The 19,091-nt window shown below is 60.5% G+C and carries 17 protein-coding genes and 1 pseudogene; 6 read left to right on the top strand and 12 right to left on the bottom strand.

What is annotated here, in order from left to right:
• Positions 1 to 884: 884 nt before the first annotated feature.
• The 6 genes from PQR54_RS24000 to PQR54_RS23975 form a co-directional block, all read right to left on the bottom strand.
• Positions 885 to 1,817, bottom strand: coding sequence for an electron transfer flavoprotein subunit alpha/FixB family protein (locus PQR54_RS24000; RefSeq protein ID WP_408250021.1), 933 nt, complete (start codon positions 1,815 to 1,817; stop codon positions 885 to 887).
• A 13-nt stretch (positions 1,818 to 1,830) separates the two neighbouring features.
• Positions 1,831 to 2,580, bottom strand: a complete 750-nt coding sequence (locus tag PQR54_RS23995) for an electron transfer flavoprotein subunit beta/FixA family protein (protein WP_408250019.1) — start codon at positions 2,578 to 2,580, stop codon at positions 1,831 to 1,833.
• Between the two features lie 121 nt (positions 2,581 to 2,701).
• Positions 2,702 to 3,547 carry a 3-hydroxyacyl-CoA dehydrogenase NAD-binding domain-containing protein gene (locus PQR54_RS23990; RefSeq protein WP_408250017.1) on the bottom strand — a complete coding sequence of 282 codons (846 nt, stop codon included), beginning with the start codon at positions 3,545 to 3,547 and terminating at the stop codon, positions 2,702 to 2,704.
• 75 nt (positions 3,548 to 3,622) lie between these two features.
• On the bottom strand, positions 3,623 to 4,816 hold the full coding sequence (locus PQR54_RS23985; protein WP_408250015.1) for an acetyl-CoA C-acyltransferase family protein: 1,194 nt from the start codon (positions 4,814 to 4,816) through the stop codon (positions 3,623 to 3,625).
• Positions 4,817 to 5,085: 269 nt separating this feature from the next.
• Positions 5,086 to 5,835 (bottom strand): enoyl-CoA hydratase-related protein, encoded by a 750-nt coding sequence (locus PQR54_RS23980; protein WP_408250013.1) that lies wholly within the window; start codon positions 5,833 to 5,835, stop codon positions 5,086 to 5,088.
• Positions 5,836 to 5,932: 97 nt separating this feature from the next.
• Positions 5,933 to 6,778, bottom strand: coding sequence for a FadR/GntR family transcriptional regulator (locus PQR54_RS23975; RefSeq protein WP_408250011.1), 846 nt, complete (start codon positions 6,776 to 6,778; stop codon positions 5,933 to 5,935).
• Positions 6,779 to 7,045: 267 nt separating this feature from the next.
• Here PQR54_RS23975 and PQR54_RS23970 point away from each other — a divergent pair, with 267 nt between their 5' ends.
• A complete protein-coding gene (locus tag PQR54_RS23970; RefSeq protein ID WP_408250009.1) occupies positions 7,046 to 10,042 on the top strand; it encodes a Tn3 family transposase in 2,997 nt (998 codons plus the stop codon).
• A gap of 7 nt (positions 10,043 to 10,049) precedes the next feature.
• Complete coding sequence (tnpC, locus tag PQR54_RS23965) at positions 10,050 to 10,421, top strand: Tn3 family transposase post-transcriptional regulator TnpC (RefSeq protein ID WP_408250007.1); 372 nt, start codon at positions 10,050 to 10,052, stop codon at positions 10,419 to 10,421.
• 17 nt (positions 10,422 to 10,438) lie between these two features.
• Here the strand turns inward: tnpC and PQR54_RS23960 are convergent, their stop codons facing one another.
• The 6 genes and pseudogenes from PQR54_RS23960 to PQR54_RS23935 form a co-directional block, all read right to left on the bottom strand.
• Entirely contained in the window at positions 10,439 to 10,768 is a 330-nt protein-coding gene (locus tag PQR54_RS23960; protein WP_408250005.1) for an H-NS histone family protein, read from the bottom strand.
• Positions 10,769 to 10,865: 97 nt separating this feature from the next.
• The gene (locus tag PQR54_RS23955) at positions 10,866 to 11,102 is read right to left on the bottom strand and encodes a hypothetical protein (RefSeq protein WP_408250003.1); all 237 of its coding nucleotides are present in this window, start codon (positions 11,100 to 11,102) and stop codon (positions 10,866 to 10,868) included.
• A gap of 34 nt (positions 11,103 to 11,136) precedes the next feature.
• A complete protein-coding gene (locus tag PQR54_RS23950) occupies positions 11,137 to 11,712 on the bottom strand; it encodes a hypothetical protein (RefSeq protein ID WP_408250001.1) in 576 nt (191 codons plus the stop codon).
• Positions 11,713 to 12,108: 396 nt separating this feature from the next.
• Positions 12,109 to 12,339, bottom strand: coding sequence for a hypothetical protein (locus PQR54_RS23945; protein WP_408249999.1), 231 nt, complete (start codon positions 12,337 to 12,339; stop codon positions 12,109 to 12,111).
• A gap of 199 nt (positions 12,340 to 12,538) precedes the next feature.
• The gene (locus PQR54_RS23940; protein ID WP_408249997.1) at positions 12,539 to 12,742 is read right to left on the bottom strand and encodes a cold-shock protein; all 204 of its coding nucleotides are present in this window, start codon (positions 12,740 to 12,742) and stop codon (positions 12,539 to 12,541) included.
• Positions 12,743 to 12,951: 209 nt separating this feature from the next.
• A pseudogene (locus tag PQR54_RS23935) lies at positions 12,952 to 14,132 on the bottom strand (IS3 family transposase).
• A gap of 90 nt (positions 14,133 to 14,222) precedes the next feature.
• Between PQR54_RS23935 and PQR54_RS23930 the strand changes: the two are divergent.
• The 4 genes from PQR54_RS23930 (at position 14,223) to PQR54_RS23915 (ending at position 19,052) form a co-directional block, all read left to right on the top strand.
• Complete coding sequence (locus tag PQR54_RS23930; protein ID WP_408249995.1) at positions 14,223 to 14,690, top strand: hypothetical protein; 468 nt, start codon at positions 14,223 to 14,225, stop codon at positions 14,688 to 14,690.
• Between the two features lie 497 nt (positions 14,691 to 15,187).
• A complete protein-coding gene (gene coxB / locus PQR54_RS23925; protein ID WP_408249993.1) occupies positions 15,188 to 16,063 on the top strand; it encodes a cytochrome c oxidase subunit II in 876 nt (291 codons plus the stop codon).
• Positions 16,060 to 18,711: a cytochrome c oxidase subunit I gene (gene ctaD / locus PQR54_RS23920; protein ID WP_408249991.1), complete on the top strand. Its 2,652-nt coding sequence runs from the start codon at positions 16,060 to 16,062 to the stop codon at positions 18,709 to 18,711. The genes coxB and ctaD overlap by 4 nt, the downstream gene beginning before the upstream one ends.
• Positions 18,708 to 19,052: a hypothetical protein gene (locus tag PQR54_RS23915; protein WP_408249989.1), complete on the top strand. Its 345-nt coding sequence runs from the start codon at positions 18,708 to 18,710 to the stop codon at positions 19,050 to 19,052. Before ctaD ends, PQR54_RS23915 begins: the two co-directional genes overlap by 4 nt.
• The last annotated feature ends 39 nt before the right edge of the window (positions 19,053 to 19,091 follow it).

Genomic DNA, 19,091 nt, shown 5'->3' with positions numbered 1-19,091 from the left:
AAAGGCAGAAGCAGCGTTGGATCGGCGCGAAGCTTTTCCTCAGCACAGGCGCGGCAATCATCCGCAGCATTGCGTGGCCGAGTGTGCCGGTAGTCGTTTCGTTGCCGCCAGAATTCGCGATGCGTTTGTCAGCCGTTCAGCTTCGGGCAACACCTTGCCATCTTCGCCGACGGCTGACGCGATGTCCGACAGAATGCAGTCTCGCGGTGTCACGTACAGCTTTCTGCTCCGCGAGCAAGAATTCTTGCCTTTCCAGAATAGTGCGAGCCGCGTCGAGCTGAACTTCCGAAGGTTGCCCACGTTAGCCGCTATCATCATCGCGTCGGACCAGCGCTTGAACGTGTCGCTCATATTGCGCGGACGCCAAGCTGATCGGCGACTACCGGCATCGGCAACGGAATCGCGAATTCCGATATGAACTCTGCCTCGCCCGTTCCATCGAATCGATCGATTGCTTCGTTGACCATCTGATCGATATAGGTGTCCAACGCACGAACCCGAGGCTTACTGAACGCCATGTTGACTGCCGCGCGGTGCCCGCTGTGATCGGCGGATCCGTGCCAATCAGCGTTCGAACGGGAGCATGTTCTCCATAAAGTTTGCGAATTGCGTCCTGCCCCGGTGCGCTTTGCCGGCCGGCTTCGAATTCATTGTTGGCATTCGAAAAGCGCTCCAGTCGGCCACGATCGCTTTCACGTATTCGATGGGCGTGACTATCCAGTGGATCGTTATCGGTCGGGGAGACCGGCGCCTCGACCCAACAACCCGTCGAATGCGGAGCAGTTACTTCGTTACTTACCGCTGCTCACTGTCCGTGCGATGCGACCACCCCCTCAACATTGGAGCCATTGGGACAGACGGTCGTATCGGCCAACGTCACGCAATCAAAGCGCGTCCGCCAATTCCGGCACGGCCGCGAACAGATCGCCGACGAGGCCATAATCCGCGACGCTGAAAATCGGCGCTTCTTCGTCCTTGTTGATTGCGATGATCACCTTCGAGTCCTTCATGCCCGCCAGATGCTGGATCGCACCCGAGATGCCGACGGCCACGTACAGTTGCGGCGCGACGATCTTGCCGGTCTGACCGACCTGATAGTCGTTCGGCACGAAGCCCGCGTCGACTGCTGCACGCGATGCGCCGAGCGCTGCGTTCAGCTTGTCGGCGAGTGGCTCGAGCACTTTCGTGTAGTTCTCGCCGTTGCCGAGTCCCCGACCGCCCGACACAATGATCTTCGCGCTCGTCAGTTCCGGACGATCCAGCTTCGTCACTTCGCGGCTCACCAACTGCGAAATTCCGGTGTCGGCTGCCGCGTCGATCTTTTCGACCGCCGCGCTGCCGCCTTCAGCCGCGACCGCGTCGAAACCGGTCGTGCGAACCGTGATGACCTTGATCGGATCAGCCGATTGCACCGTGGCGATTGCGTTGCCCGCGTAGATCGGACGCTCGAACGTATCGGGCGAGTCCACTGCGGTGATGTCGCTGATCTGCGCGACGTCGAGCTTCGCTGCGATACGCGGTGCGATGTTCTTGCCGTACGCCGTAGCGGGCGCCAGGATGTGCGTGTAGTCCTTAGCGATGTTCAGCACCGTCGCTTCGACGTTTTCCGCGAGGCCGGCTTCGAGTTGCGGCGCGTCGGCCAGCAACACTTTCGACACGCCAGCAATCTTCGCTGCCGCATCCGCCGCAGCCTGTGCGTTGTGACCTGCCACCAGCACGTGAATGTCGCCGCCAATCTTCTGCGCTGCTGCAATCGTGTTCAGCGTCGCGGCCTTGATCGACTTGGCGTCGTGTTCTGCAATTACCAGATTCGTCATTTCGTCAGTCTCCTCACAGCACCTTGGCTTCGGTCTTCAGCTTCTCGACCAGCGTCTTCACATCCGGCACCTTCACACCGGCGGAGCGCTTGGGCGGCTCGGCGACTTTCAGCGTCTTCAGGCGCGGTGCGACGTCAACGCCGAGATCTTCCGGCTTGATCGTTTCCAGCGGCTTTTTCTTTGCCTTCATGATGTTCGGCAGCGTCACGTAGCGCGGCTCGTTCAGACGCAGGTCGGTGGTGATGACTGCGGGCAGCATCAGCGACAGCGTTTCAGCGCCGCCGTCCACTTCACGCGACACGGTGGCTTTACCGTCAGCAACAACTACTTTCGACGCAAACGTTGCTTGCGGCAGGTTAGCCAAAGCGGCGAGCATCTGGCCGGTCTGGTTCGAATCGTCGTCGATGGCCTGCTTGCCGAGAATCACGACGGAAGGTTGTTCCTCGTCGACCAGCGCCTTCAACAGCTTGGCAACAGCCAGCGGCTGCAGTTCTTCATTCGACTCGATCAGGATCGCGCGATCCGCGCCGATCGCGAGCGCCGTGCGCAGCGTTTCCTGCGCTTGCGTGACACCCGCCGATACGACGATCACTTCGGTCGCGATGCCGGCTTCCTTCAGACGCACGGCCTCTTCGACGGCGATTTCGTCGAACGGATTCATCGAGAACTTCACATTGGCGATGTCTACGCCGCTGCCGTCCGACTTCACACGGACCTTGACGTTGTAGTCGACGACACGTTTCACTGGTACGAGTATTTTCAAAATGTCTCCTTGCTCGGCACGCTGAGAGGGCGAGCAGCGTAACCCATCGAGCTATCGTTTGGCTATAAATCAGGTCCAGCGAATGGGGCACCGGAACACCACTTGGGCGCTGGACGTCGTATTAGCCGTAGCTGTAGAAGCCCTTGCTTGACTTGCGGCCCAGCAATCCGGCGTCCACCATTTCGCGAAGCAGAGGCGCAGCGCGATACTTCGGATCGCTGAAATCGCGATACAGCGTATCCATCGCCGCGAGGAGCGTGTCGAGTCCGACCATATCCGCCAGTGCCAACGGGCCGATCGGATGATTGGCTCCGAGCTTCATGCCGGCGTCGATGTCGGCCGCACTCGCCAGTCCTTCCTGTAGAACGGTGATCGCCTCGTTGAGCATCGGAACCAGAATGCGATTGACGACGAAGCCTGGCGAGTTTTTTACGTCGATGGCCGTCTTGCCGAGCTGCGCGATCAACTCGCGCGCACGCGCCAGGGACGTCGGGCTCGACCGCAAACCCGGAATCACCTCGACGAGGCCCATCAGCGGCACTGGATTGAAGAAGTGCATGCCGACCAGCCGCTCGGGCGCGCGCAGTGCGCTGCCGAGCTTTGTAATCGAGATCGACGAGGTATTCGTCGCGATCGTCAGATCGGCCGGGGTCGCGTTCTCGATGTCGTTCAGGATCTGCCGTTTTGTTTCGAAATGCTCGGTCGCCGCCTCGATCACAATGTCGCAGCCACCGAGATCGACGATGTTGGTGGCGACCTGTACACGATTGACGGTAGCCGTGGCCGTCGAACTGTCGATCGCGCCTTTGACGACGAGTTGGTGCATGCGGTTGTCGATGGACGCGACCGCCGAGTGTGCGGCTGCTTCGCGAGTGTCGAAAAGTGCGACGTCAAGACCTGTTTGAGCGCAGACCTGTGCGATACCACTGCCCATGATCCCGGCCCCTATGACTCCGATCGATTTCATGTTTCTTCCGTATTTGGTGAGCGACGTCGACATTTGCGCCGCGGATGCCGACACGCATCGCGTGATGTTGTGGCCTCAGAGCCGTTCGAAAACGGCAGCGATTCCCTGGCCGCCACCGATGCACATAGTGACGAGCGCATAGCGGCCGCCGATTCGCCGCAACTCGTGAAGGGCCTTGACGACGATGATGGCGCCTGTCGCACCGATGGGGTGACCTAGCGAGATGCCGGAGCCATTGGGATTCATTTTTGCTGGATCGAAGCGCATTTCGCGCGCTACTGCGCAGGCCTGCGCGGCGAACGCCTCGTTCGATTCGATCACGTCGATTGCATCCACATCCAGACCGGCCCGTTGCAGCGCCTGGCGCGCCGCGGGTGCTGCTCCCATGCCCATGTAGCGCGGATCGACACCTGCGTGACCGTAGGAGACGAGTCGCGCCATGGGCTGGAGCCCCTGACGGGCCGCGGTTTTCGCCTCGGCAAGTACTACCGCGGCGGCGCCATCGTTCAAACCCGACGAATTGCCGGCTGTGACAGTACCTTCCTTCTTGAAAATCGGCTTCAGCTTCGACAGTTCGTCGGCGGTCGTCACAGCGCGCACATGTTCGTCGACAGAAAATTCGCTCTCGGCGTGTTTGGAGCGAAGTGTTATCGGCACGATCTGGTCTTTGAAATACCCGGCCTCGACAGCCCTCGCCGCGCGTCGTTGTGATTCGAGCGCGAGCGCATCCTGTTCTTCCCGTGAAATGCCGTGACGCTCAGCGACATTCTCCGCGGTAATTCCCATGTGTATGCCGTGGAAAGGATCCGTGAGCGTGCCGGTCATCGTGTCGACGAGCCGGATGTCGCCCATGCGCGCACCCCAACGGGCGCCCGTCGCAAGATACGGCGCTCGAGTCATGCTTTCCGCGCCGCCCGCGACCGCAATCGCGGCATCGTCGAGCAGGATGGCTTGCGCGGCACTGATGATGGCCTGCAGCCCAGAGCCACACAGGCGATTTACCGTCAAAGCGGGCGTTTGTTCCGCGACCCCGCCCTCGAGCGCCGCGACCCGGCCCAGATAAGCGTCTTTAGGCTCAGTCGGAATGACGTTGCCGAACACGACGTGTCCGACTTCGGAACCGTCTATCGACGCCCGGCGAAGTGCTTCACGTACGACAGTCGCCCCTAACGTGGTTGGGCCAATATCTTTCAGACTTCCACCGAAGGTTCCGATGGCAGTGCGTACTCCGCTGACTACCAGCACCTCACGTCGCGCATTGCTTTCCATGACCGCTCCAAAGGGATATCGAATTGCCTGTTGTCTACGCGAATGCCTGATGCGGCATCCGCTCGACAGAATTCGCCAGAAGGTCGCAGGCTGCCGCTGACAAGGATCCGGGTGGGAACACTGCAAACGACGAAACCGGCAACATAGATAACATAGTGATCTATGTTGCCGGTTTCGTCAACGACGACGATGAAGCGGCGGAAGGCCATGGTTTCGCAAGCCCACGTCCGCGCGGTACCACACGCCGCTGTGTTCGCGCAAAGGACGATCTAGGATTTCTTGCGGTTCAGGAACGCAGCGATGGAGCGCCGGGCGTCGTCGGATTCCAGCAGTGCGTCGAACACCGCCAGTTCTTCACGGAAAACGGCAGGCATATCGCGGAAAGAGTGGTTTTTCAGCAGCTTTTTGCTTTCCAGTACCGCCGCGCGCGGCATGCTGGCGAGCTTCTCGGCACGGGCGCGGGCATAGCCGAGAAGCTCGAGCGCGGGCACGATGCGGCTAACGATACCGGCGCGAACAGCGTAATCGGCATCGAACTGCTCGGCAAACAGGATCGCTTCCGCAGCAGTTCTGTAGCCGGCGGACAGGGGTGCCAATCGGCTGCTACCAAACTCCGGACACACGCCCAAGGCGACGAACGGCATGCCGAACCTGGCGTTCTCGGCGGCATATACCACGTCGCAGTGGTACAGGAGAGTTGTGCCGATTCCGACTGCGGGACCGGCTACTGCGGCGATCAATGGCTTTTTGAGTGACTGGACCGCGTCCATCAACGCGAGTGCCGGCTTCGTTCCGGGCCCAGTTTCGTCTGCGAAGTCTTTCAGGTCGTTGCCGGCGCAGAACATATCCTCCTGACCGCGGATCAACAGGACCCGGACCTCGGGGTCGCGCTCTGCCTTGCCGAGCGTCTCGGCAAGCAACATGTACATTGAGGCGTCGAGTGCGTTTTTGCTGTCGCGCCTGTTCAGCTCGATTTCCGCGACACTATTGCGGACGGTATAGAGAACAACGGGATCCATAGATAGTCCATGTGTGACCGCCGCGCCGACGCCATCAGGGCCGGCGAACCGGTGCAACCACCCAGACGACGAGCGCAAGCGGAGGGGAAGTTGCCACTCAGGGCGAAGCTGGGCTGTCGTAGTTCAGCTTGAAAGCGCCGAGCCCCGAGCGGGTCAGAAATTCATGGGAGCGTTTCATGTACGTGGCCCAGAACTGTTCAGCTTGCTCTCCATTGCCCGACTCGAGCAACTCAATCAGTCGCCGGTGACCAGAGGTGGTCTTCACCATGTTTTTGTGCACTTCCTCAGAGCTGGTACCACCCCGTTCAACGAGAATCGAAGCGGTTGAGCGCGATAGCGCGTGAAGCATCCCTACCAACAGAGTTAGTACGCTGTTGCCAGCACTCTGGCAAAGCAGTTCGTGAAACCGATTAATCGCGGTTAGCGCGGCCGCATAGTCTTTTTTCGCCAGTGCGCCTTGCTGCTGTATCAGGCATTCCTTCAGAGCCACCAGGCCAGACTTGTCTGCCGACTCCGCGAGGGAGCGTGTGAGCGGCGGCTCCAATGCCATCCGCGCTTCGTGGATCTCGGCCATCGTGGCGCCCGCGGTCGAGAGCACCATTGCCGCATAGTGTGCAGCTCGCCCTACGCTCGGAAGCTGGATCTGCGCCCCGGACCGGATGCCTCGGCCAAGCACCACCAGGCCTTCCGTCTCCAGAATTCTCAGCGCTTCGCGAATTGTCGGCCTCGAAACCTTGAAGATTTCGATCAGTTCTGCTTCCGGTGGCAAACAGTCTCCCGAGCTGAGCTTGCCCGTTACGATCTGTGTCCGGAGTCGTTCCGCAACAATATGAGACAGCTTGGGAAGGCGGATCTTCGACGAGTCACCAATGTCGACAGGGTGAGAGAACCCTTGAGACAATCCAAATGCGGCGAAGGTCGGATATTCGTCGTTAGGGTTCATGGAATTTTATGGGAAAAGTAGCAAGATAGGTAACTACGATAACTAGATATATTATGATGGTCAAGTTCTGTCGATCTGTATCGATGACAGAAGTGTATCGAGGCACCTGAGACATCGATTGAAGGGGGGGTATGAGCAAGGTAAGCGTTATTTCCTATCATAGGACTTCTGGTTATAAAAACAGGCCGGATCATTTCAACGCGACCTGGTAACACGGGCTTTTTCTTGCGCTAATCTGAGCGGCCCTCTGCGATCAGGAAGACTCGCATGGCAACCATTGAGCGCACCGCCTATCCGCGTTTCCCTAAGGTTCTCGCTACAAGGGACCTGCAAACCTGCTACACACCACAGCCGGACGAACTCGAATGGGCCCGCCGTTCGACTCGGGGTGAACGATCGAGACTGGGCCTGCTGGTGCTGCTCAAAGTCTTCCAGCAGATGCATCATTTTCCGGCCCTGGACAGCATTCCGTCATCGGTCGTCGAATACGTGCGGTCGGCGGCGGACATTGGTTCCGTGGTTCAGTTCGGCTATGACACGCAGACGTCACCGACCCTCTTCCGGCACTACCTGACAATTCGTGAGTACCTCGGCGTCAAGCCCTACTACGGGACCGACGCCAACGTCATCGCGACACGCGCGGCGCACACGGCAGCCCTGTCGATGGACCAACCCGTCGACATCATCAACGCCACGATTGATGAGCTTATCGCGCAGAACGTTGAACTCCCGGCCTTCTCAACGCTTGACCGCATCACGGAGCAGATCCATGCGAAAACCCAGACGCGGTTGTTCCGGCGTGTTGCCCGGCGCCTTACCGACGGGCAGAAGCGCGACCTTGACCGCCTGCTCGCACGGGACCTGACGAGTCGTCAGAGCGCCTACAACCGTATCAAACGCCACGCGAAGCGACCGTCCCGCCAGCATCTCGATCTGCTGATCGACCAGATCACCTGGCTCGACGAACTTGGTGACTTCACCAACGTGATAGCGGGAATCCCTGCATCGAAGCTGCGCTCGCTGGCCACCCAGGCCATGAGCCTTGATGCTGCCAACCTTAAAAAGGACACCCTGCCGGAAAAGCGCTATACGCTGATCGTGGCATTACTCAACCGCATGCGTGTGCGTGCCCGCGACGATCTCGCGGACATGTTTGTGCGCCGGATGGGGGCGATTCACAAACGCGCAAGCGAAGAACTGGAGATCATCCAGCGCCGACAGCGCACCCAGGTGGAAGATCTCGTTGTACTGCTTGACGGTGTGGTTGACATACTCGTCGAGCAGTCCGATGAGACGACCGTTGCGAAGTCGATCCGCCAGTGGCTCGCGCCCAGGGGCGACCTCGAACCGTTGCGCGAGAGCTGTGCCGCAGTGCGCGCAGTCAGCGGCGGCAATTATCTGCCTCTTTTGTGGAAACATTTCCGCGCACATCGGTCGGTTATCCTGCGTCTCGCCCGCACGCTCGAATGGGATTCGACGAGTCCGGTGCGAACGTTGCTTGATGCGCTCGCGGTCGTGCTGGAGAACGAAACACGGCATCGGGAATGGATCGATGCCGACGTCGACGTGAGCTTTGCAGCGCCGCGCTGGCGCAAGCTCGTACGGCGCTCGCACGGTGACGGCGCCCCAACGAACCGGCGATATCTTGAGCTATGCGTCTTCTCTTACATGGCTGAGGAACTGCGCGTCGGCGACCTGTGCGTGTCAGGCTCGGACGCGTATGCCGACTATCGGGCGCACCTGCTGCCATGGCGGGAATGCGAGCAGCGGATGCCCGACTACTGCGCGAAGGTCGGATTGCCCGAGAATGGGCAGGACTTCGTTGCCCAGCTGCGGCAGTGGCTGGGCGATACGGCGCGCAAGCTGGACAACGACTTTCCGCACAAACGCGAACACGTCACGATCGGCCAGGGTGACGAGCCGGTCCTGCGCAAGACCGTGGCCCGCGAAATCCCGGCCAGCGCGATCGCGCTGCAGGAGAAGCTCAATGCGCGGCTGCCGACCCGCAATGTGCTGGACATCCTCGCGAACATCGAACACTGGACGCATTTCACTCGGCATTTCGGACCGCTTTCCGGTATTGATCCCAAGATCCGCAAGGCCGCCGAGCGCTACCTGCTGACGATTTTCGCAATGGGTTGCAATCTGGGTCCGACCCAGGCCGCACGCCATCTCGACACCGATGTGACCGCGCATATGCTGTCGTTCGTCAACCGCCGGCACATGAGCCTCGAGAAGCTCGAAACCGCGCAGCGCGAGCTGATCGAACTGTACCTGCGGCTCGATCTGCCGAAGCACTGGGGGGATGGCAAGACCGTCGCCGCGGACGGCACCCAGTACGATTTCTACGACAACAACCTGCTGGCCGGCTATCACTTCCGTTATCGGAAAATGGGCGCCGTCGCGTACCGGCACGTCGCCGATAACTACATCGCCGTGTTCCGGCATTTCATCCCGCCCGGCGTGTGGGAAGCCATCTACGTGATCGAGGGGTTGCTAAAAGCTGGCCTGTCGGTCAAGGCCGACACGGTGCATGCTGACACGCAGGGCCAGTCGGCCGCGGTGTTCGCATTCACGCATCTGCTAGGGATCAAGCTGATGCCACGTATCCGCAACTGGAAGGATCTCGTGCTGTATCGGCCACACAACGACGCGAAGTACAAACACATCGACAGGCTCTTTACCGCGACCATCGACTGGGTGCTGATCGAGCGCCACTGGCAGGAACTTATGCAGGTCGCGCTGTCGATCCAGGCGGGAACGGTATCGTCACCGCTGCTGCTGCGCCGACTTGGTTCGGAAAGCAGAAAAAACCGGCTCTACCTCGCTGCGCGCGAACTGGGTAACGTCGTACGCACCGTCTACCTGCTTGAATGGATCGGCAGCCGCGAATTGCGGCAGGAAGTGACCGCGAACACCAACAAGATCGAGTCTTACAACGGCTTCGCGAAATGGCTGTCGTTCGGTGGCGATGTGATGGCCGAGAACGAGCCGGAAGAGCAGCAGAAACGGCTACGCTACAATGACCTCATTGCGTCAGCCGTGATCCTGCAGAACACCGCAGACATGATGCGCGCGCTGCGCGACATGGTGGTTGAAGGCGAGAAAATCCGCGCGGACGATATTGAATTCCTGAGTCCATACCCGACGCACAATATCCGCCGGTTCGGGCGCTACAGACTGCATCTTGATCGTACGCCAGAGAGCTGGATCAACGATACGCTGTTTGGTCAGGCGGCACGCCCGGGTGACGAGATGAGGTAACGACTGCATGAGCGCAAGAGCCGCGGTCACCGCGACGCCGTATGGTGAGGTGGATGTCGCCGCGCTGGAAAAACTGCAATCGGCCTACGACACGACGCGTATGCTGGACGCCGTGGGTAGACTCGATGAGGTACGAACCAGCCTTTACGATCCGCAAGGTCTGCGCGACGACCTGTTGCGCCTGCACCGCATCGCTCATACGATCGTCAACGGCGCAGGGCTGACGGTCGGCACCCAGGACGAGTCCTTCGTCGATCAGGTGACGGACGTCATTGACCAGCTAGAGCAATATGTTGCGGATCTGCTTGGGATTCGCGATGTACTTCGGCCACTGGAGACACTTCGGCCGGACGGCACGGATTTTTTGAACGGTAGTTGAGCCGCTTGCCAACGGATCTAACCGGAATTCGATCGCGCGAGCGGACTGCCCGCGAACGGATCGTTTGTCCAGTCTGCACCTGCCACCGTGCGTGCCTGCAGGGACGGTGCGGAAACTGCACCTGATGACAGCTCGAAGTGGCCAATGGACTGGCCCGCACTGATCGCCTGCTTCAGCCATTGCGGCATCGCACCTTCACCACTCCAGCTCTCGCCATGCGCGCTGCGATAGCGGCCCGCTGCCGGCTCAGCCGCAAGTGTTGCAGCCAGATCATCCGGGGTGATTCCGAAGTCCTCCATGCGGTGGCGGAGGTAGGCAATCATACTGTCGCGCTTGCGTTCGTCCATGAAACGTGTTTCCTGTCAGGTAGGTATCCGGTACTTTTCCATCACAAGCGGCACAGCGGGAAATGCGGGGCCGCTTCTCACGGGCTACCGCGTCAAACTATTCGCCGGGACCGAGAATCACATCGATTGCGGCCTGGCCAGCGATCTGCGCAACGAAGTAAGCCCAACGCTGGGAAAACGGGCCGCCGCGGACCTTGATACGCTGGCCATGCGTGGCTACTGACGGGCCGTGAGGCGGCCCTTCAATCCAAAGCCAGGCGTCAAACATGTCTTCAGAAGTGGGCACGAGGTCAACACAAATCTCAAACCCGCGATACTTCAGCGTTCTTTGCATACGGTTCCTCCACATTCGAGTTCCGGCTGCTGCTTCACAGGCGCTGAACCGCACCCACGTAGCTCTTCGTCGCATCCTTGAGTTCCTGCGCCGCAGCCTGCACGTGGGTGGGCAACTCGCTCAGGGCAAGTTGCGTGACGACGCCGTCCAGCCGCCTGCGGAGCTCTATTGCAAGTTCCATGACACTGGCGTCGCCGACACGCCGGCGATTGCTCTGCCTGGAACTTACCGGAGAGCAATCCACAAGACGATCTATCTGGCGGAAGTAGGCCTGGGCCGCCAGACGGTGCCTTGCATGGAGCGAAGCAATATTCGACTTTGACAGGCAATCTTTAACGACATCGACATTCATGTCGAAATGAACCTGCAGCGCGTCGGCGGCATCCGCGCGGTGAAAACACGCCACCTGGTCGAACAGCGTTTCGCCATCCCCATCGATCAGATCAATCCAGACCTCACCGTCTTCGGGTGCCTGTCCCGACGGATGAACCACCCGTTCGTCCTCATTGGCAGCGGCGAGCATCCGGTGGCCGTCGACATCATCGACCGTCATTTCAAAAACCTCGACCAGGTCCCCGCTGACTGCGACCTGTATGACCAATAACGCCATCTCTGCTCCTTGTGATGCGATTGACGGGAATAGCGTTGTGTCGATCAGGCGACCGGATCCCGTGATCCGGTTGAGTGACGTTCTGATGGGCGCGAGCCCGCGCACTCCTGCGGCGCTTACTGGCGACTTTGTGTGACGGGTGAAGCGGGTGTAGCGGGTCTGACTGACGCTGGTGCAACAGGCAGGGTCTGCCAACGTATCATGCCTTGGGCATCCTGCCCGTCCGTCGGCGACAACGCCCGCGCGAGGCGCCAAAGCGGTCGCCGGAATGACGCTGCTTCATGCGCAAGCAGGTGATATAGCGCTGTATTGTGGTGATCAGGCCGGGCCCTGTACTGGCGGCCGGTCGATCTCGCCGCCGCCCACCCTGCCGCTGCCATGCAAGGGCTTTCCCAATTAACCGCGACTATCAACCCAGCCACGAGCCCAGGCCGTGGCGTGCCCGACAGCCTGTGTTTCGCTATCGAAATAGTCGAGCGCATCAAACTTATAGGACGCGGGCTCAGCGCTCCGGGCATCGCCTCTGGTGAGAAGCAGGTTGGCGGCAAACCAGCCGTCCGGCAAACGGTGAGCGGACGGGGAAACTGAGTAACCGTTGTACTGGTGAATATGTTTATTGTTTTGCATAAGCTATAACCGGACGACGCCCGCACGACAACGATGCCGTGCAGGCGAATAAATCGAAATTGGGGCGAGACGGATCGTGTCGGAAAGACAAATGATGCGCACGTTCAATTGTGGCGATCAGATCGGGAGCGCATTGGCTCCGCGAGGATGCAAGTCAGGCAAACATGCAAAGGGCCGGTAGACCGGCCCCTGAGATACTTTACTGCGGCGAGATGTTCGACGCCTGCATGCCCTTCGGGCCACGCTTTGTGTCGTAGCTCACCTTCTGGTTTTCCGTGAGCGTCTTGAAGCCGTCGCCCCGAACTTCCGAGAAGTGCGCGAAGAGATCGTCGCCGCCTGCGTCCGGAGTGATGAAGCCAAAGCCTTTGCTATCGTTGAACCACTTGACAGTACCGGTATCCATGAGAATTCCCTGAAATAAAAATAACAGCTCCGTTGCGGAGCGACAAAAACTTCAAGGAAGAAGAGAGGACAACGAGTACCGCGCAGACAAGGCGGAAAATGGTGATCAGCAATCAGGCTTCTTGAATATTTCGATCACTACAGTATAGTGGCAGAGCAGTTATGTCAACTGACCTTGCCCCTGTTTGACGAACCCCATAACCGAGGGAGTTATGCCGCCTGGCCTTGTTGGGCTGCCAGCCAGTTCTTCTCGAACGTCATGGGGCTGACGTAGTCGAGTGTCGAGTGTAACCGGCGTGCATTGTAAAAGCCCAGCCAGTCAATCACCTCATCCATTGCAGCACGTCGCGTGGCGAAGTGTCGTCCATGCATGCGTGCTACCTTCAGCGAACCCCACAGACTTTCCGTTGGCGCGTTGTCCCAACAATCGCCACGTCGGCTCATCGATGAACGCATGCCGTAGGCTTTCAGCGTGTCCTGAAACAGGCCGCTGCAATACTGGCTGCCCCTGTCGCTATGCACGATTACGCCGGCTTGTGGACGGCGTCGGAACCATGCCATGCGCAGCGCGTCCGTGACCAGCTCCGCTTTCATGTGCGGCTGCATCGACCAGCCCACCACCTGCCGGCTGAACAGGTCGATGATGACCGCGAGGTAGACCCAGCCTTCGGCTGTCGCCAAATAAGTAATATCACTCGTCCAGACCAGGTTCGGTGCGGTGGCGGTGAAATTGCGCTCCAGCAGATTCGGCGCAACCGGCAAATCGTGGTTCGAGTTCGTTGTCGCGATGTACTTGCGCTTGTGGCGAGCCCGAATGCCATGCTGAGCCATCAGCTTTGGAACCCGCTCCTTGCCCACGCGCGCCAAGTGCGAGCAGTTCCTTCCACATGCGCGGCCAGCCGTATTCGCCTTTGACCTGCGCGTGAATCGCCTTGATGTTTGCCAGCAGTGCGTCGTCACTCACGCGGCCACGGTGCGGCGTGGCCTGTGCGATGCGTTGCCGGCGCTGATGATATCCGCTGGGACTGACTTCCAGCACTTCGCATAGCACCGAGACCGGCCAGTGGTGTCGATTGCGCTCGATGAACGCGTACTTCACATCGACTCCTTGGCGAAGTACGCGGCCGCTTTTTTAAAATATCCCGCTCCATCTTCAGGCGAGTCACTTCGGCACGCAGCCGTGCCAGTTCCATCTGTTCCGGACTCACCGGCTTTGCGCCAGCCCCTGCCAGCTTGCCTTCCCGGTCAGCCTTTACCCAGTTGTATAGCGTCTGTTCAACCACACCCAGTGTCGCCGCTACCGCCGCCATGCTTTGCCCGGCCTTGACCAGCCGCACGGCTTCCAGCTTGAACTTGAGTGTGTACTGCGCTCGCTTTGCCTTGCTTGTCATCAATGTTTTCTCCTTGCGTGAGTTTACCGCTCAGCAAGTGATTTCGTTTTTCGGGGGCAAGCTCAGTTTTCAAATTGCGATGCCGTCGGATTGCAAGAGCTCTATCCACTGTTTGCCATACCGATGGGCGGGGGCCGTTCATTTCATTCACTGCGCCCGCTGTTTGGAAGGCCGATCTTTCAGCATGATGATGCAATCGCGAACACGCCGTTTTTCCCTCACGCCCGTAATTTGCACCACAGCCGAAATGGCAAGGTGGCTGTTCGAGCATCTGCCGCAAACCACGACCGTGTATCTCGCGCGGTCGGCCGGCGATCGCGAGGATGCGAAGCGCTAAGCGTTTCCGATGTCGTCATGCGCGGCAGCGGCGTAAAAACTTCAACGCTGCGTGTAAAAAACGGTTCGTATTTTGATGCCTCATGTGGCGTCATGGAGATCGTGCTGTTACGTCGGGTGGGGAATGCGGGTTGCTACGTCAGCAGCGTGGACCGGTTCTGCCACGTACGCCACGACTTGCACGCGCTCGGTGGCGATTTAAAACAGGGAGACAGACAGTGAACACGAGAAACCATATGTTGTTCGCTACGGCGTTTGTGATCACGCTGTCGGCCCTATGCGGCGGGTGTAACCGTTCCAACGATTCGACCACCGATCACTCTCCGAGCAGCATGCAAGCAACGAGCGGTCCGGAAGTCGCGGCACCCGCCACGGCTGCGAGCGATCATCCTGCAGGCGCAAGCCAGTAGGTCCTGACCGGGCAAGTCGAGGGGTGCGCAGTTGGGCATCTGGCCGTATGGATAAGCGATCTTCGAACCGTCGGGCTCCGGGCGACGCCAGGCTCGATGCAGCGCATCCATTGCGCGCTTGCGGCGCATGGGGGAGGCACGCGCGTCGCCGTTGTGTCGCGACCGCCGGCATTTTGGCCGCGTTGCCGGGCGTGGCCGGCGCCAGTGTGTCCGTTCAGCAGAGTGCCACGCAGCCCGCCGGCGTGCAGGCCCGGCACATCGCTCGACTCTGGAATCTATCGCTGATTGTGTGCGGGGGGCGTTTTTGCTATGGTGCTGCTCGCGACGCTCGTTGCATTGGTCCGCAATCGCGACCGCGACGGACAGGGACCGTCGAAGCATGCACCCGACCTCGCTGCGCTCACGCAACCGGAGGTCCGGACGCGGCGTCTGGTGATCGGCGCGAGCGCGCTGTCTGTCATTGTCCTTGTTGGACTCATCGTCGCAGATGTATTGACGGATCGCGCGCTATCGATGTTGCCCGTGAACGAACCGGTACGCATTGATATGGTGGGCGCGCAATGGTGGTGGCAGGCCTCGTATCAAGCCGCAAACGGACAGCCGGGTTTGGTCACCGCGAACGAGCTGCACGTGCCGGTTGGCCGGCCCGTTATCGTCTCGCTGCAGGCAAGCGACGTGATCCACAGTTTCTGGGTACCGAGTTTGCACGGCAAGAAAGACATGCTTCCGGGCATGGATACCACCATCGAATTTCGCGCCGACCGTGAAGGCGTATATCGCGGCCAGTGCGCGGAGTTTTGCGGCGCCGAGCATGCGCTTATGGCCATGCTCGTGATTGCCGACCCACCGGAGCAGTATGCGGCCTGGGTCGCGCAGCAATCGCAACCCGCCGCCGCGACAACGGACGCCATAGCACTGCATGGCCGGGATACGTTCGAGCGCGCGAGCTGTGCGAATTGCCATACGGTGCGAGGCACCGGCGCCGCCGGCACGAACGGCCCGGACCTGACTCACCTGATGAGCAGAAAGACGATTGCCGCAGGTGTTCTCACTAATACGCCGCAGAACCTTGCCGCCTGGATTCGCAATCCGGATGCACAGAAACCGGGTACGACAATGCCGACCGTGCCGCTCTCCGACGCTGACCGCCTCGCGGTCGTTCGATGGCTGACGACCCTCCAATGAGTACCAGAGAGACACATCATGACGCCGAGGCTCGCTGGCACGTGAAAGACGGCCCGGATGCGCACGAAGACGCTCGCGCCGCGCTCGCCAGAACCTGGCGTGATCCCCACGGCTTGGCAGGCTGGTTCAGCGCCATCGACCACAAGAGCATTGCGCGGCGTTTCATGGTCACCACATCCGTCTTCTTCGTGCTCGCGGGACTCATGGCGCTCGTCATGCGCGCACAGCTGGCGCGCCCAGCGAGCCGCCTTGTCGGCCCGGATATGTACGACCAGCTCTTCACGATCCATGGCACTGCGATGATGTTCCTGTTTGCGGTGCCGGTCATGCAGGCGGTGGCGATGTACCTGATCCCGCTGCTGATCGGTGCACGCAGCGTTGCATTCCCGCGCATGAACGCCTACGCGTACTGGATGTTCCTCTTCGGTGGACTGACGCTGTTCATTGCGTTCGGCGTCGGTGCAGGACCGCGCTCGGGCTGGTTCAGTTACGTGCCGCTGGCGGGGCCGGACTACGCGACCGGCAAGGGCAGCGATATCTGGGCTCAGATGATCACGTTTACCGAGCTGTCGTCATTGCTCGTCGCGATCGTGCTGATCACGACGATCCTGAAGATGCGTGCGCCGGGCATGTCGCTTAACCGCATGCCCCTTTTCGCATGGGCCACGCTCGTCACGCAGTTCATGGTGCTCTTCGCGATGCCCGCAGTAATGCTGGCAAGCACCGCGCTGATTCTCGACCGGCTCGTGGGCACGCAGTTCTACAATCCGGCGCTCGGTGGCGACGTCATGTTGTGGCAGCACCTCTTCTGGTTCTTCGGCCATCCCGAGGTGTACCTGATTTTCATCCCGGCGCTTGGCTTTATGTCGTCAATCATTGAGACGTTTGCGCGCCGTCCCATCTTCGGCTATTCCGCAATGGTTCTCTCCCTGATCGCGACGGCATTCCTCGCGTTCGGACTGTGGGTTCACCACATGTTCGCGACAGCCGTTCCCGATCTGGGCAAGACCTTCTTCACGGCGGCAAGCGTGCTGATCGCGGTGCCGTCCGGCGTGCAGATCTATTGCTGGCTGGCGACGCTGCTCACGGGGCGGCTCCGCCTGAAGCCGCCACTGCTGTTCGTGCTCGCGTTCTTCTTCATCCTCGTGCTAGGCGGGATGACGGGCATCATGCTCGGCGCGGTGCCTCTCGATCTGCAGGTGCACGACACGTATTTCGTCGTGGCCCATCTGCATTACGTGCTGCTAGGCGGCGCCGTATTTCCGTTGTTCGGTGCGTTTCACTACTGGTTTCCGAAATTCACTGGACGCATGCTCGGCGAGCGGCTCGCGCGCTGGCAATTCTGGCTGTTCTTCATCGGCTTCAACGTCACTTTTTTTCCGATGCATCTGCTCGGCCTGCACGGCATGCCGCGACGGGTGTGGACTTACCCGGAAGGTATGGGATGGGACGGCATGAACCTGATCGCGACCGTCGGGGCAGTCACGATCGCGCTAAGCGTGCTGTTCTTCATTGTGAATGTGGCCACGAGCCTGCGTCGCGGCGAGCGCGCCGGGAACAATCCGTGGGGCGCGGGTACGCTCGAGTGGAGCGTTCCAAGCGCACCGCCGCCGCACAACTTCGACGTGCTGCCCGTGGTGCGCGGTCGCGCGCCACTGTGGGAGGGATACAGTGGGCATGGCGGCGTGGCGGGCCTTGCCGTGCACGCGCGTGAGGTGCTCACGACCACCGCGTTGGACGCCGTACCCGACACACGGCCTCTGTTTCCGGGTCCATCGATCTGGCCGTTCCTGAGTGCGGTGGCGACGACGGTGTTCTTTATCGGCTCGATATTTACGCCGTCTGCCGTGTGGTGGGGCACGGTGCCGGTCGCGGTGACGATGATCGTCTGGTTCTGGCCGAGCCGCCGGGAAAATAGCGTTGCGCGTGTGCTCGAACGCTGGCCCGTGCCCGGCCCGGTGCAGAAGGCAACGCGGCAAGCGCGCGTGGCAAGCGCGCGCAACGCCGTCTCGCCCCGCGAGAGCAGCAGTCAGAGCGGAGCGCTCCAGCCGCGCGACGTGCTCGACGTGCGGGCGCTGCCGAGCTTCGGCTTCAGTCATCGCAGTCTGATGTGGTGGGCGACCGCGGGACTCATGCTGATCGAAGGCACCGTCTTCGCGATGGCAATCGGCGTGTATTTCTATCTGCGTACCGTCAACGCCGTATGGCCTTTGCATGCGCCGCCGCCTTCGCTCACCTGGGGGACGATCAACACCGTGCTGCTTCTGGCGAGCCTTGTGCCGAACCAGTTCGCCAAAAATGCGGCTCAGCAGGGGCAGCGCGAGAAGGCACGCACGTGGCTGCTTGTGTGTCTCGCGTTCACGCTCGCGTTTCTCGTGGTGCGGGGTTTCGAGTTTACCGCGCTGAACGTCATGTGGTACGCCAATGCCTATGGATCGATTGTCTGGGTGCTAATCGGGCTGCACACCACACATCTGATTACTGACACCGTGGACACGGCCGTGCTCACCGCGCTGCTCTACACAGGGCCATTCGAAAAGCGCAGGCTGCTCGACACGAGCGAGAACGCCGTCTATTGGTATTTCGTCGTGTTGACCTGGCTGCCCATTTACGCGGTCATTTATCTCGCGCCGCGGGTACATCTATGAAGCTCACCGACATGTCCGTCTGGCCTGGTCTCCTCGCTGCACCGGTGGCGGTGCTCGGCGCGCAGAGCATCAACTACGCGCTCGTCCAGGTGGCGTGCAGGACCGGTAGCCAGCTTGCCCTGGGCGCGGTGAGCGCGGCCGCCTTCCTGTCCTGCGTTGCCGCGGCGTGGCTTGCCTATCGCCGCTGGCGCGCTGCTGCGAGCGTGCCTGCAGCGAGCTATGGCTCGCACGGCGCCCGTCAGCCGTTTTTCGCGCTCATGGCGATGCTCGTAGCCGCGCTGTGCGCGCTGATCCAGCTGATGATGTGGTTTCCACAATGGCTTCTGTCACCCTGCCGATAAGAGCGGCGTTCCGCGCAGCGCGCGTTGCCGCCGCGCCCG

Origin of the sequence: Paraburkholderia phytofirmans (genome assembly GCF_046028095.1) — a bacterium.
Taxonomy (GTDB): Bacteria; Pseudomonadota; Gammaproteobacteria; order Burkholderiales; family Burkholderiaceae; genus Paraburkholderia; species Paraburkholderia phytofirmans_A.
Note: the sequence above shows the minus strand (reverse complement) of the source record. Positions and strands in the feature narration are given on the sequence as shown.